This is a genomic window from Exilispira thermophila (assembly GCF_055389015.1).
Map to the genome: position 1 here is coordinate 1,580,281 of NZ_AP042476.1, position 14,944 is coordinate 1,595,224.

The window sequence follows — 14,944 nt, forward strand, 5'->3', positions numbered from 1 at the left end:
TTTAATCTAAATGAAATTTTAGTATTTAAAAACATATTAAATATATTAAAGATAATTCTCAATTGAATTATTTAAATAAAAATCTTTTTTAATAATGAAATTGTTTCCTCAAAAGTAAAACCTTCATCTATATTTTGAGTTAAAAAATCATCAATTCTTTTTATATTATCTATAGCAAAATCTATATCAGGATTAGCACCCCTTGAATATGCTCCTATATTTATTAAATCTTCATTATTATAATAAACTGATAAAGTTTTTCTCAATTGATTAACTAAAGCTTTTTGTTCAGGATTTACTAATTTTGTAAATAATCTTGATATAGATTTTAAAACATCAATTGAAGGATAGTGCCCTTTTTCAGCTAAACTTCTTGAAAGAACAATATGTCCGTCCAATACACCTCTTACAGTATCAGAAATTGGTTCATTAAAATCATCTCCTTCAACAAGAACTGTATATATACCTGTTATACTACCTTTATCAGAATTCCCTGCTCTTTCAAAAATTTTAGGTAATAGTGTAAAGACAGAAGTAGGATAACCTCTTGTAGTTGGAGGTTCACCAATAGATAACCCTATTTCCCTTTGTGCCCATGCAAATCTTGTAACAGAATCAACCATTAAAAGAACATCTTTCCCCTGATCCCTAAAAAACTCTGCTATTGTTTGTGCTGTAAAAATAGCTCTAACTCTTTCAAGTGGGGATTTATCTGAAGTTGCAACAACAACAACTGACCTTGCTAATCCATCTTTTCCAAGAATATCCTCTATAAACTCCCTGACCTCTCTTCCTCTTTCTCCAATTAATGCAATAACATTAACATCTGCTTCTGTAAAATGAGCAATCATACCCAATAAAGATGATTTCCCTACTCCTGAACCAGCAAAAATTCCAATTCTTTGCCCTTTTCCTAAAGTTAATGCAGAATCAATTGATTTAACACCGGTAATTAAAGGTTGCTCAATCCTTTGTCGTTCTAATGCATTTGGTGCATCATGAAATACTGGATATTTTATAGGAGAATATATGGCACCTTTATTATCAATTGGTTCACCTAAACCATTTAAAACTCTACCCAAAAGATTCTCTGTAACAGGAATTTTTAAAGGAGAACCTGTTGCCAGTGAATAATATCCAGGTTTTATCTCAGACATATCAGAAAGAGGCATCATTAAAACCTCATTCTCATTAAAACCAACTACTTCTGCTTTAATATATTTATCAAAATCATTATTTATAATTATTTTACAAATTTCTCCAATTTGAGAATATGGCCCCTTACTTTTAATTAAAAATCCTTTAACTTCTTTTATAGTTCCTCTATATTTAATTGGTTCAATTTCAGCAATAGCTTGTTCATATTTATCATAAATTGACATTATTGTTTCCCCTGCTCTTTAAATCGTGCTTTAAGAGGTACTAATTCTAAAATCTTATCTTCAATTTCTTTCAACTGTAAAGAAATTCTTGCATCAATTTCACCAAAATCGGTTTCTATAATACAACCACCTCTATCAACGGTAGTATCTTCAAGTAATTGAATTTCTTCTAATCCTTCAACAAGGTCAATAAACCTTTGTTTATTTCTTGATACCATTTCTAAATCTTCTAGATTAACTCTAATAATAATTCTTTTTGTTCTTTTGATCTTTTTTAAAGCTTCAATAACATTATTTATAATTACAGTTTTTTGATTTTCTGTAATTACCTTAATTATCTTTTTAACAATTAACATTACAATGCTAATTACTTGATATTCTGTTCCCTCAATTATCTCTTCACGTTTTTTAATTATCTCATCAACTATTTTATGCAATCGGTCAATCAACCTTTTAGCTTCTTCAAAACCTTCATTAAATCCCTGCTCACGCCCTTCATTGTATCCTTTTTCTCTATTTTCCTCTACAATCGTTTTAGTTTGTTCTTTTGTTTCTTCTAAAATTTTTTGTGCCTCGTATTTGGCATCCTGTATTATTTTTTCAGCTTGTTTTTTAGCTTCTTCAATTTCAATGTTTGCTTTTGCTTTACTTTCTTTAATTTTAGCAAAAGCCATATCCTCAGCATTTTTAATTATATTTTCAGCTTCTTTTTGAGCTTTTTCTTTTAACTTTTTTTCTTCTAAAAACCAATCATGCCTTAACTTTTCAATTTCAGCTTTTGTTTTTTCAACTTCCTGTTTAGTAATTAATTGTTCATTAAATAGAGAGCCCTGCTTTTCTTTTTCCTCTTTTTTCTTTGATTTAACTTTTGGAGGAGGAACTACATATTTTTTACCAACATTTTTAGCTTCTCCATCTTTAAGTACTATCTTTGCCATAAATCAGCCTTTAATATTTATTTTAAACTATTTTAAATTTCGGATTTTTTAAAGTTTAAATAATTTTTTAATCCAAAATTTAACTAAAATCAACTAATATATAATTTCATCTTCACCACCTCTTGCAATTTGAATCTCACCTTGTTCCTCTAACCTTCTAATAACAGCAACAATTTTACTCTGAGCTTCTTCTACATCTTTTAATCTAATAGGTCCCATAAATTCCATATCTTCTTTTAATAATTGAGCGCCTCTTTTACTCATATTTCTAAATATTTTATCCTGTACTTCTGCATCTACATTTTTTAAAGCTTTTGCAAGATCATTTGTATCAATCTCTCTTAATACTCTTTGAATTGATCTATCATCCAATTGAACAATATCTTCAAATACAAACATATTCTTTTTAATTTCTTCAGCTAAATCAGGATCATCTTCTTCAAGCTTTTCCAATATATTTTTTGATGTTGTAGAATCTGAACTGTTTAAGATTTCAACAACAGTAGGAATACCACCAACTGAGGCAAATTCTTCTGTTGCAATAGATGAGATCTGTCTTTCCAGGATTCTTTCAACCTCTCTTACTATTTCAGGTGAAGTTCTATCCATTGTTGCAATTCTTTTTGCAACTTCTGCTTGAATATCTGGATTAAGTGCAGAGACAATATTAGCAGCTTTTTTAGGTTCAAGATAAGATAGGATTAATGCAATTGTTTGGGGATGTTCATTTTGAATAAAGTTTATTAAATGAGTAGGATCTGTTCTTTTAATAAAGTCAAATGGTCTAACCTGAATTGTTGTTGTTAATCTTGTAATAATATCAATAGCCTTTTGAGAACCTAAAGCTTTTTCAAGTAATTCTTTTGCATAATCTATACCACCTGTAGTAATAAAATCCTGAGCCATCATCAATTCTTGAAATTCCATAAAAACTTTGTCTTTTTCTTCTGGATCAACTTTATCAATTCTTGCAATTTCAAATGTTAACTGCTCTACCTCATCTTCTTTTAAATATTTAAATATCTGAGAAGCTACTTCAGAACCTAAAGAAACAAGAAAAATTGCTGCTTTTCTTTTTCCAGATAATTTATTTTTAGTTTTAGTATCTTTTTTTGCTTTAGCCATTTTTCATTCCTCCACATCATACTTACACTTTATACCTGATCCTCTGCTATCCATGTCCTGATTAGTTTTGCTACTTCTTCAGGATGTTCCCTGGCTATATTGATAGCATTCTCTTGCATTTCAAGCCTAGCTTTTTCTTCCATAGAAAGTTCAACCTCAATTCCCTCTTTTTCAGCTGCACGTAATGCTTGTTCTCTTAATTCCATCTGTTTTCTTAAAAGTTCTTCTTCTTTAAGTTTTCTTCTCCTTTGAATTTCAGCTGAAACTATTTTATATAAAAGAACAATAACACCAAAAACAAGAATTGAAATAATTCCAGTAATTAAAGCTTTTCTTAAAGTTTCTCTTTGTTTTAAAACTGCATCCTCTTTTGCAAATTCTTTTTCATGATTAAATGGGATGTTTTGAACAGTAACGATATCCCCTCTTGCTTTATTGTATCCAATAGCTGCTTTTACTATTTCTTCTATACTTTTTAATTCCTCTTTTGATAATGGAGTATACTTTCTTTTAAATCCAAGTTTTGTTTTATCAATAACATAATTACCTTTATCATCAACTTCTATACTCCATTTACCATCAATCCAAACTGCACATGTAATTCTATTTATTTGATAAGGAGTTTTCTTTTCAACAACAGTTTGCTTGGAAACCTCATAATTTGTAGTGGTTTGTTTTTCAGAATTTATTACATTGTCACCTAAATTTTCTTTATATCCAGGAGGTGTGTTTGGTTCAGTTCCTGGAGGTCCTTCAGGAATATATTCAGGTCCTTTATATTCTTTTTCAATTTTCTGCTCAGAAATTGGTACATTCTGAACTACCTGTGAATCATCATAAGGTGTGTTTGGATTATCTTCTTTAATAACAGTAGGTATTATTTGATTTTTTGTAATTTCAGCTTGATCAAATGTTATATCAACATTTAATTGAACATCAATTTTATTATCACCAAGAAATTGTTTTAGTTTTTCTCTTAATTGAGTTTCTCTTCTAACTCTTTCTCTTTCCTGAATTATCAACTGCTTTTTTGCAATATCAAGATAAGAAATAGCATCATCTGCAGAAAAGTCAGATATAATATTCCCGGATGGATCAGTTACAACAACATTTTCTTCTTTTAATCCAGGAACCCCAAAAGCCACAATTTTAACAATACCTTGTATTTTTTTCTTATTTTCTAAAATATCAGAATAAGGTGAAGGAATGATTGTTAAAGAAGCTGTAATAGGTTGCTCATTTTGTGAAAACAAACTTTCTTTTGGAAATGCTATATTTAAATAACAATCTTCAATATCAGGTAATAATTTCAAATGTCTTTCAATTTCACCTCTGATAGCTCTTTGTAAATTTATATTTCTTTCAAAATCAGTTGTTGTCCATTTTTGAGTATCAAAAAGTTCAAATCCAGTTATATTACCTGGAATAACCCCTTCCTGAGCTAACTTCATTCTGTAAGTTTCTGCTGTTTTACTATCCTTTACAATAATGTATTTGTCATCTTTTGTTTGAAATTCAGCATTTATACTTTCCAATGCTTTAGTAACTTTTGCAAAATCTTGCAACGATAATGGTTTTTGGTAGAGTAGAGTTTTTTCCGGTTTAGAGCTAAATATTATAATAAAAAACAATGAGATAATTGTTAAACCAATAAATCCAAAAACAAGTAATTTTTGAGTTTGATTCAACTTTAAAAAAAGATTTTGAAAAAATTCTTTAATTTGATTGAAAAGATTTCCCATTTTCTCCCCTCCCAGGAAATCATATTTATTTCCCTTTATAAAATTTAAGTGTACAAAATCAAGTAAAATGTATGATAAAAATAATATATAATAATTTTAATTTTTTACAAGTTTATATTAAATTAAATAAAAATTAATTTACACTTTTATTTTAATTTTATAATTTTATTTAAAATTTTATCTAATATTAATTAAAATACTATCTTATATTTATTAAATCTTTATATCCAGAAATTAATTTATTTAAAATTGTCTTGGTTAAATTTAATGTAATTTCAGCTTCTTTTGCAGCAATTGTAACTTCGTCGATTGATACAGATTCAGGATCAATAACTAATTGTTGCTGTAATTTTTCAGAATTGATAATACTATTATTAGTGTTGTTAATGGATGATTTTAAATAATTTAAAAATGATGGTTTTTGTTCAACATTCTGTGTAAAATTAAAATGTTTGCTATTAGTAGCTTTTAAAGAGACTTTATAGCCTAAAGGTTTTACTTTAGAAATATTTTGATTTGAATTATTTAAAAAAACATTATTTAAGTTAGAAACAGTATTGATGGACATTTAACCCCTCCCTTATTCAATTTTATATTAATTATCTTAATAAATCAAGTGATTTCATAAAAATTTGTTTAGCATTGTTAATAACTGTTACATTTGCTTCATATGACCTTGTTGCTGATATCATATCAGTCATCTCTTTTACTATATTGACATTTGGCATCATTACATATCCTTTTTTAGGTCCACTTTTAATTGCATCAGGATGTTCCGGATTCCATACAAGTCTAAAAGGGGTAGTATCTTCAGCTATTTTAACAACTTTTACACCAGTACCAACACCTTTATCCAGTGATTCTGGTCTAAATGGAGATTTAAGTTCAGGTTGATCATTCAATGGTCTAAATATAACCATTTTCCTTTTAAAAGGTTCACCAGAAGTTGTTCTTGTAGTATTTGCATTAGCAATATTATTTGATATAACATCCATTCTTAATCTTTGAGCAGTTAATCCAGTTGATGCTATATTAAAAGCTGAAAACATTCCTCCCATTTATTACCCCTCGTTTTAATTGTATACACTTTTTTATATTTTCGTTTATCTGCGTAATTCTTTAGCTATTAAATTATATTTTTTCTTTTTTTTTATTAGTATTTTCAATATTAATAGATAAAAAATTAAATAATAAAAATTCTTAACTAAAAATTTAATTTTTAATAAAAAAGGAAAACAAAATTTAAAAAAATTTGAAAATTGATATAAATATAAATAAATTAATAAATTAGTATATTAAAAGATTAATATTAAGATTATATTAATTATTTTGTTATTAAATAAAATATGTTTTCTTATTAACATAATTTAATAAATTGCCAAATATATAAGATGACCGCATACCCCCCTAAAATTACTAGATTATATTTCTTGATTTTTAAAATATTTTCTTATAATTAATATTCATATTACTTGATATAACAAAAATCATAATATTAAAAATGTAAAAAAATTTTGTATTAAAACTAAAATATAAAAACTAAAAAAATAGAAAAAGTAAATATAACTTGACAAATTTTTGACATTTATTAAAAATTTTCAAAATTATTTTTAAGTAAATTAAATATTTAATGAAAATTAATATAATACAGTATTGGAATCAAATATGTATTTAAAAGTAAAAATAAGTATTATTAAAAAAATTTTATTTATTTTGTTAGTTGTTTTTTTATTATATTTTTCAACATCCTTCCTTTTTTCACAAAATAATCAAAACTTAAGCAATGGATTAAATGATTTTAACTTTAATCTTGTTAACTATAATAATCAATTACTTAAAATAATTTCAAAAGAAGAAAAAAGATTTTGTTATGGATATAAACAGGGTTTTGATACTTCATGTGGAATTGCAACTGTTGCAACATTTTTTCGTGGCTGTTGAAGTTAATAATAAAATTATAAATTGTTGGATTTGATTAAATAAATAAAAACATTATATATATCATAATTGAAATTTTTCGACTGGATTGTAGTTGTCAAAGACTTAAAAGATTAAATATTGATTTATAGTTAATGTTTAAAAATGTTTTAATTTTTAAATTACATAACTACACTAAGGAGGAAAATTTCAATTATGATATAATTACTTCTTATTTTTTATATATCTCAATAATTTTAATTTTATTATTAACAAAAAAGAAGTTAAAGCACATACCTGCAGGGTAATATAAAGATAATATAGTTGTTAAAAATATCAATTTCTAAACAAATAAATTGGAGGAAATTTATGAAAAAGTTTACTTATATAATAATAGTATTTATAATATTTATTTCCTTTGCAGGAATAAATATATTTGCTGATAATGTTGATAAAGCAAAAACTGGACAAAAAATATTTGCTCAAGCTATAGAAAATAATGAAATAACAGTTAGCAATAACGAAGATGAGGATTTCAAAGAAATTGATGAAATTATCGGAAATTGTGAAATTACAGATGAAGAGATGAGTGAGGTTGTTGGGGAAGTATGGAGAGATATTACAGATAGTGCATATACCGGTGGTCCAGAAGGATCAATTACAGATGATGATTCAAGAAAAGTTGAAAGAGTTGGTTCATATATGATAGAAGAATTGGCTCTTGATTTTATACCTGGAATTGGATGGGTAAAAGTTGCTAAAAAAATTGTTAGAGGAGTAATTATTAGTTATAACATCATTCAAATAGTAAAAGATAAAAAATAATAAAAAATAATTATTAAAGGGGAACTGTCTTTAAATATTATTCAAAATATAAAAAAAATAATATAAAGACAGTTCCCATAAATAAATTAAGGAATTATTATGAAAATATATTATTATATTTATCTTATTTATTATCTTTTAATTATTCTATCGTTAATATTTAAGAAATATTTTGAAAAACATAATAAGCTTATAAAGATTATTAATAGTATATCATTTGCATTTATTTTACTTTTTACATTTGATTTATTAAAAATTAATTATATTTTTAAAATTAAGTATTATGGAATAATATTTTTTTTAAGTTATATTCTTTTTGATATTTTTAATGAATTGTTTGAATTAACAATTAAAAATAAAAATATAAATTCTAATAAAAAAAATGAATTATTAAAAAATAAAAGAATTAATAGAATCTTTATTCTTGCATTAATAAATTCATTGATTTTGCTATTTATTTTTTCAAATAGTTTATTTCTAACTTTTAAATTATTTATTAAATTTAATTATTATCAAGTTAAAAATACAGTATTTGGTTCTATAGATTATTTTTTACATATTATATTATTATTTTTATTAACAATATATTTGTTTTATGTTAGTAAAAAAGAATTTTTATTATTTGATTTGGTCTTAAAAAAAGAAAAAAAATCTAAAAAGAATAATTTAGTTTTTATTATTTTTATTATTTTTTATATACTTTTAAGCTGGATATTTTTTAAATTTTTAATTGATAAAGGATATAAATTTAATATTGGAAATAATTTATATTTGATTACAAATATTTTAAAATTTTTAATAATATTAATTGAAATTTACTTTTTTGAATGGTTTTTTAAATTTTATTTAATTGATTATTTTTATACTAAGACTTCTAATAAAATCCTATCATATATATACTCCTTTATAGTAAATTTTTTAATATTACTTATAATAATTTTTTTATCCTATTTTGCATTAAATTTATTTTCAATCATATTATTGATATTGTTTATAATCCCAGGATTTTTAATTAAATATATTTACAATAAATTAGAATATAATGTAATCTTAATCTATATTTTTCTTTTTATATTTTTATTTAACTTTTTACTTTTTAGTTAAATTTTTAAATATTATATAAAACTATTTTATAAAAAATGTAATTATTATTAAAACATTAAATATAGGGAGACTAATATGAAAAAATATATTATTATAATTTTGCTTTTTACAATAGCATTAACTTTATTAGGAGGAAAGTTTATTTATAAATCAAATTTTAAACAAATTAAAAATGGAAATAATACAATTATTTACAATAAGAATATAAAAAAAAGTTCATTAAAAAAATTTTTAAAAGAATATCCTTTAATAACAGACAAATTTTATTTAAATAATGAATTTTCAAAAGATAAAATCAAAGATAATTATATAACTATAATTTTATTAAAAAATGATTACTCAGAATTTAATTTGGGTGATCCAATTATAAAAAAATACAAAAAATGTATTGAAAAAAAGTTTAATATTTCAATAGATACCAATTTAATTGGATTATCAAAAACAAGTAAAAAAAATACAATCTCCTTATATCTACCAGGATTAAATACTTTTTTACTTATTTATGATTCTAAAAATATTTTATCTTACATAATTTCAGAATATAGCCATTATTTGATTGAAAAAAACATTAAAAAGAATAAAGATTTGTACAAAAAATATCTTTACAATCTCTATCTTTTAAATGATTCTGAATTTAAGTTAACATATAAAGATAAAGCTTATTTAGATATCTTTGCTTTATTTGATGAAGCAGTTACCAATTTTTATTATCATTGCTTATTCAATGAACATTATTATAACACTATTGATAATAAAACATACAAAATACTAAAAAATAAACTAGAATTATTATTTTCAAATACTTTTTACATAAATTTTATAGGAAATGATAATCTTTATAATGAATTATATTTTCTTGGGGTAAAGTATAAAAAATATGTGCATTTATTCCTTTTTGTAAGTTACTACATTTATGAAAATTATGGTTATGATGGATTAATGAAATTTATAAAAAATATGTACAATCTTAAATTTTCAACTATAGATGAATTTTTTGAAATTACTTTTAATAAAAATTTAAAATTATTTTTAATCGAAATGGATAAGTTTATGAAAAAATTAGGTAAAAACCCATTTTGAAGCATTTGATAAAGATTATAAAATTATCTGAAATAATAACTAGTTTGTTTAAAATATTTTTATTTTATAATAAATCTATTGAAATAAAATAATTTTTAGAGGATTATTTATGAGTATTAAATATAAAAAAAGTAGTTTCTTACTGTTTATAATATTTCTATTATTCTTTTTAAGTTTTAATAAAATTACAAAAGCAGATGAATTTAACAGAGTTAAAAGACAGGAGTTTAGTTTATCTTTATTAACGGGGACTAATCTTAATGTTTATCAATATTCTTATTCTACATATTATTACTTTACTCCATATATTTATCTTATGTTTCAACCAAAAAAAGATTTTGAGTTTAATTTATATTTACCATTTGATGTTAATTTTGAAAAAATATATAAGGTTGAAACTTATTATGATGAAAATTTTAATGAACATACAAGGCAATATTTTGTTTTCAATTATTATGGTGGATTATCAAGTCCATCAATTGGGATTCAATATACATTTTACACAAACACAATAAATGATATTTATTTCAACTTATCTATACCATCAGGATATTTTCCAATGTTTTATTATAGAAATAATTTAGATAATTCAATAAGTAATGGTTATTTTAATATATCATCAGGTATAAATTCAAGCAAAATAACAGACCCAATAATTTTAAATTATGGAGCAGGATTAAATTTAAGCTTTAAACCCTGTTCATTGTATAAAGAAGGAAATGATTTTTATTATAGTTTAATATTTAATGGTAATATAGGTTATACAGAAGTATTAAACTATATTTTAAGCTATTTTATCCATTTAAAGTTTAATTTCATATTACCAGAATACAAAGAATTATTTAAAGTAAAAGATAAAGAAGTTTATGTATTTAAGATAATGTTAAAAGCAGGATTTAGTATAAAGATTAGTGAAGATAACAGCATAACTTTAAGTATAAGTAACAGTTTAACAGAAGGTGTATTAAATCCTTATTTTGATATTTATTTTAATTTAAAGTTAAAGTGAATTAACTTTGCATATTTTGATTCAATTTCAAAATAAATAGATAAAAAAATAATTTGCATTGGTAGCTATATTGCTTATAAAGGTAAAAAGTAATTTTAAATATTAATTATAAACAGATTAAAAAAATTGAAAAGATTAGTAAATAAAAATTAAATAAAACATTAAAAAAAAGTTAAAAATTTAAAAAAATAACTTGACAAATATTTAACATTTATTAGAAAGTTTTTAAATCATTTTTAAGTAAATTAAATAATTAATTTAAATTAAAATAATACAGTATTGGATTCATATATGTATTTTAAGGTAAATAAAAGTATTATTAAAAAAGTTTTATTTATTTTTTTAATTGTTTTTTTATTATATTTTTCATCATCATTCCTTTTTTCTCAAAATAATCACAATTTAAATAAAGAATTAACAGATTTTAACTTTAATCTTGTTAACTATAATAATCAATTACTTAAAATAATATCAAAAGAAGAAAAAAGATTTAGTTATGGATATAAACAGGGTTTTGATACTTCATGTGGAATTGCAATAATTGCAACATTTTTAAAATATTTTTATTTTTATGACCTTAATGAAAAAACTCTCATTGATAGATTTTTTATAAAGTTAAAAGAAAAAAAAGATCTAACTATAAGTTTAGATGATATAAAACATATACTTGGTATTTATGGTTTTAAAGTAAAAGGTTATAAAATAGGAATTGATAAATTAAAAAAGGTTTCAAAAGAAAATAAATATTTACCAATAATAGTTCATTTTAAAAAACCAGAAAAACATTTTACATTATATATTGGCAATTATTATCAATATTACTTTATAGTTGATCCATCAATAGGTGTTTATTTTATTGATGAAAATGAGTTTAAAAAAAGATTTTCATCGTATGTGCTAATAGCTAAAAGTAAAAAAAGAACAAAAAATATTGATTTAATAATAACAATTAAAAATAATTTAAGAAATAAAATTGATAGTATGGTGAATTTAAAAGTAAAATAAAAATTAGAAATTATAATAAAAAGCAAAATAAAAATAATACTTAAAATAAAGACAAAATAAATTATAAAGTGAAAATGAAGGATAGAAATTTTAAAAAATAGTATTTTTTAGTAAAAACTAAATTTAAAATATTTTAATTAAATTAAAAAAGGATAAATTAATGTTACTTTTTAAATTTGATTTTGTAAGGGATAACAAATTATGCTAAAAACCCTGCAGGTATGCAAAAGGCAGAATTTATAAAGTTCTGTCAATGTTTGTGCTTCCTAAACCCAAGTATAGAAAAAGTTTTTAAAAAACTTTAAAAAAGAAGTTCAAACACTTACCTGCAGGGTAATATAAAGATAATATTATTTGTGAAAAATATCAATTTCTAAATAAATAAAATGGGAGATAATAATGAAAAAAATTACATATATACTTATAGCATTAATTTTGTTAATTTCTTTAACTACAATAAACATATTTGCGGAAGAAGTAAATAAAGCTTCAATTGGACAAAAAATATTTGCTCAAGCTATAGAAAATAATGAAGTTACAATTAGCAACAACGAAGATGAGGATTTCAAAGAAATTGATGAAATTATCGGAAATTGTGAAATTACAGATGAAGAGATGAGTGAGGTTGTTGGGGAAGTTGGACATGCTTCTGTTTTTACTTCAGATCCATATGGAAAAGATGGAGGATGGAATTATTGTATGGGGCCTATTGTTTATGACTATGCAAATAAGTTGCAACATGATATTACAAAAAAAATTTTTAATATCATTATTGGAGAAATAATTTCTAAAGTTAGAAAAAAAGTAGTTGGTTTTTAAAAATATTTTTGTTTTGTAAAAAATATAAAATTAAAAGCCCGCTATAAATTAAATAATATTTATAAGCGGGCATATTTAAAAAATAAATTAAGGATAAATTTAAAATGAAAAAGAAAAAGATTGAAATTTATTTAGAAAATATTTTTCTATTGATTTATTTCTTTTTAATCTTAAAACAAATTTATTATGATATATCAAATTTAATTTTAATAATATTTCCTTACTCTTTGATTTTAGCATATTTAAAGATAGAACAAAATAAAATTATATTTTTATCATTATTAAATTTATTAAATAAATTAAAAATAAAAATAAATATTGAAAAAATAACAAATATTTATTATCAAATCATATTAGTAATATTTACTTTATTAATTTTATTATTTTTAATAAATAATAATTTATATAAGTTTTATATTAATAATTCAGGTTTTATATTTTTTTTAATGATATTATTTTTGTAAATATCTAATAAATCATTTAAAAAAAATTGTATAATAAAAAAAAATTAATTCATTGAACTATGCTAATATTTAATAAAAAGTATAATAGTTAATAAATATAAAAAAAATAAAAGAAAAAATATATTATTTTTTATCCTTTATTTTTTTTTAACTATATTATTTATATTTAATATTAAGATTAGAAATAAAATATCTAAAGAAGGAAATCAAAATGGAAAATAAAAGAAATTTAATTTTAATAATTTTTATATTATTTTTATTTTATTCATTTACTGAGACTAAGTTTAATAAAAATATTAATTTAAAAATTTATGTTGAGGATGAAATTAAATTTATTGATATTAATGATTTAAATAATGTAGATTCTTTTTTAAAAAAATTATATGGAAATTTGGATTATTTGCCTTTAGTAAATGTATTTATTATTTTAAGAAATAATTTTAAATCTATAGAAAAAACTGCAAAATTAGTAAAAACCATCTACAATTTAAATTCATCAAGTTATCAGATTAAAATGTTTTTACAAAATTTTAGATTATCATCTGATGCGTTTTATTCAAATAAAATTTATGATGAAAAAATAAATGGACTTATATTAATTTATTTAGATAAAGACAATTATAATAATAATATTAAAAAAAAAGAGTTTCAAGGTTTATTAATAGGAGAATATAGTCATCATATTGTAAATTATTATTCAAAAAAATTTGATTCAATACCAATCAAAAAGAAATTATTTGATGAAGCTTTAACACATTTTTTATACATTAATTATTTTTATAATGCTTTAATGAATATTTATATAAATCCAGAGTTTTTTAATATGAACACTTATAAATTAATGGTTATGCAATTATTTAAAGAACAAAATAATGATTATAAAAAATATTTAGTTGAAATTGATAAAAATATAATAAAAACAAATATTGAAAATAATAATTATTCATCAGATTCTTTTTATATAATTTTATTTTCAGATTTTTATCGTTATATCTGGGAAAAATATGGATTTGAAAAATTTAGGAAATTTATTAATGATACTCTAAAATCTGATATGGATTTTAATACAATGATTAGAAATACTTTTGGTATTGATTATGATACATTATTAAAAAACTGGATTAAAGATTTGAAAAGAAATTATACAAAATAATTTTTGATGTAAATTTTGAAAAAGTATATAAGCTTTAAACCCTGTTCATTGTATAAAGATAAGATAACAGCATAACTTTAAGTATAAGCAACAGTTTAACAGAAGGTTTATTATAATATCCTTTTTTTGATGTCTATTTTAGTTTAAAATTAGAGTAAATTAAATTTACATAAGTTGATTTAATTTCAAAATAAATGTAAAAAAAAAAAAATAATTTTCCCCATTAAAAAAAATTAATACAGATAGAATAAATATTGATATTATGTAATAAAAATATTACTAAAAAGAGAATTAAAATTTTTATTTTATCCTTTTCCCCCCCAGTTAATAGCATCTAAAAATATTTGGCATTTAACAATATATGCTATTAATAAAGATTAA

The 14,944-nt window shown here is 21.8% G+C and carries 13 protein-coding genes; 7 read left to right on the forward strand and 6 right to left on the reverse strand.

Features of this window, described 5'->3' with window-relative positions; translation table 11 throughout:
- Window positions 1-71 precede the first annotated feature (71 nt).
- The 6 genes from ACZ5EC_RS06680 to flgC form a co-directional block, all read right to left on the reverse strand.
- Window positions 72-1,382: a FliI/YscN family ATPase gene (locus tag ACZ5EC_RS06680; protein WP_464301705.1), complete on the reverse strand. Its 1,311-nt coding sequence runs from the start codon at window positions 1,380-1,382 to the stop codon at window positions 72-74.
- Complete coding sequence (gene fliH / locus ACZ5EC_RS06685) at window positions 1,382-2,320, reverse strand: flagellar assembly protein FliH (RefSeq protein WP_464301706.1); 939 nt, start codon at window positions 2,318-2,320, stop codon at window positions 1,382-1,384. The genes ACZ5EC_RS06680 and fliH overlap by 1 nt, the downstream gene beginning before the upstream one ends.
- 93 nt (window positions 2,321-2,413) lie before the next feature.
- Window positions 2,414-3,445, reverse strand: a complete 1,032-nt coding sequence (gene fliG, locus ACZ5EC_RS06690; protein ID WP_464301707.1) for a flagellar motor switch protein FliG — start codon at window positions 3,443-3,445, stop codon at window positions 2,414-2,416.
- 29 nt (window positions 3,446-3,474) lie between these two features.
- The gene (fliF, locus tag ACZ5EC_RS06695) at window positions 3,475-5,187 is read right to left on the reverse strand and encodes a flagellar basal-body MS-ring/collar protein FliF (protein WP_464301708.1); all 1,713 of its coding nucleotides are present in this window, start codon (window positions 5,185-5,187) and stop codon (window positions 3,475-3,477) included.
- A gap of 199 nt (window positions 5,188-5,386) precedes the next feature.
- Window positions 5,387-5,755, reverse strand: coding sequence for a flagellar hook-basal body complex protein FliE (gene fliE, locus ACZ5EC_RS06700; RefSeq protein WP_464301709.1), 369 nt, complete (start codon window positions 5,753-5,755; stop codon window positions 5,387-5,389).
- A gap of 31 nt (window positions 5,756-5,786) precedes the next feature.
- Window positions 5,787-6,245 (reverse strand): flagellar basal body rod protein FlgC, encoded by a 459-nt coding sequence (gene flgC / locus ACZ5EC_RS06705; RefSeq protein ID WP_464301710.1) that lies wholly within the window; start codon window positions 6,243-6,245, stop codon window positions 5,787-5,789.
- 607 nt (window positions 6,246-6,852) lie between these two features.
- Between flgC and ACZ5EC_RS06710 the strand changes: the two genes are divergently transcribed.
- From ACZ5EC_RS06710 to ACZ5EC_RS06740, 7 genes are all read left to right on the forward strand, one after another.
- A complete protein-coding gene (locus ACZ5EC_RS06710; protein ID WP_464301711.1) occupies window positions 6,853-7,128 on the forward strand; it encodes a hypothetical protein in 276 nt (91 codons plus the stop codon).
- Between the two features lie 345 nt (window positions 7,129-7,473).
- A complete protein-coding gene (locus tag ACZ5EC_RS06715; protein WP_464301712.1) occupies window positions 7,474-7,929 on the forward strand; it encodes a hypothetical protein in 456 nt (151 codons plus the stop codon).
- 1,179 nt (window positions 7,930-9,108) lie between these two features.
- Complete coding sequence (locus ACZ5EC_RS06720; RefSeq protein ID WP_464301713.1) at window positions 9,109-10,113, forward strand: hypothetical protein; 1,005 nt, start codon at window positions 9,109-9,111, stop codon at window positions 10,111-10,113.
- A 109-nt stretch (window positions 10,114-10,222) separates the two neighbouring features.
- A complete protein-coding gene (locus tag ACZ5EC_RS06725) occupies window positions 10,223-11,122 on the forward strand; it encodes a hypothetical protein (protein WP_464301714.1) in 900 nt (299 codons plus the stop codon).
- A 291-nt stretch (window positions 11,123-11,413) separates the two neighbouring features.
- On the forward strand, window positions 11,414-12,127 hold the full coding sequence (locus ACZ5EC_RS06730; protein WP_464301715.1) for a cysteine peptidase family C39 domain-containing protein: 714 nt from the start codon (window positions 11,414-11,416) through the stop codon (window positions 12,125-12,127).
- A 399-nt stretch (window positions 12,128-12,526) separates the two neighbouring features.
- Complete coding sequence (locus tag ACZ5EC_RS06735) at window positions 12,527-12,946, forward strand: hypothetical protein (protein WP_464301716.1); 420 nt, start codon at window positions 12,527-12,529, stop codon at window positions 12,944-12,946.
- A 675-nt stretch (window positions 12,947-13,621) separates the two neighbouring features.
- Window positions 13,622-14,563: a hypothetical protein gene (locus ACZ5EC_RS06740; protein WP_464301717.1), complete on the forward strand. Its 942-nt coding sequence runs from the start codon at window positions 13,622-13,624 to the stop codon at window positions 14,561-14,563.
- Window positions 14,564-14,944 lie beyond the last annotated feature (381 nt).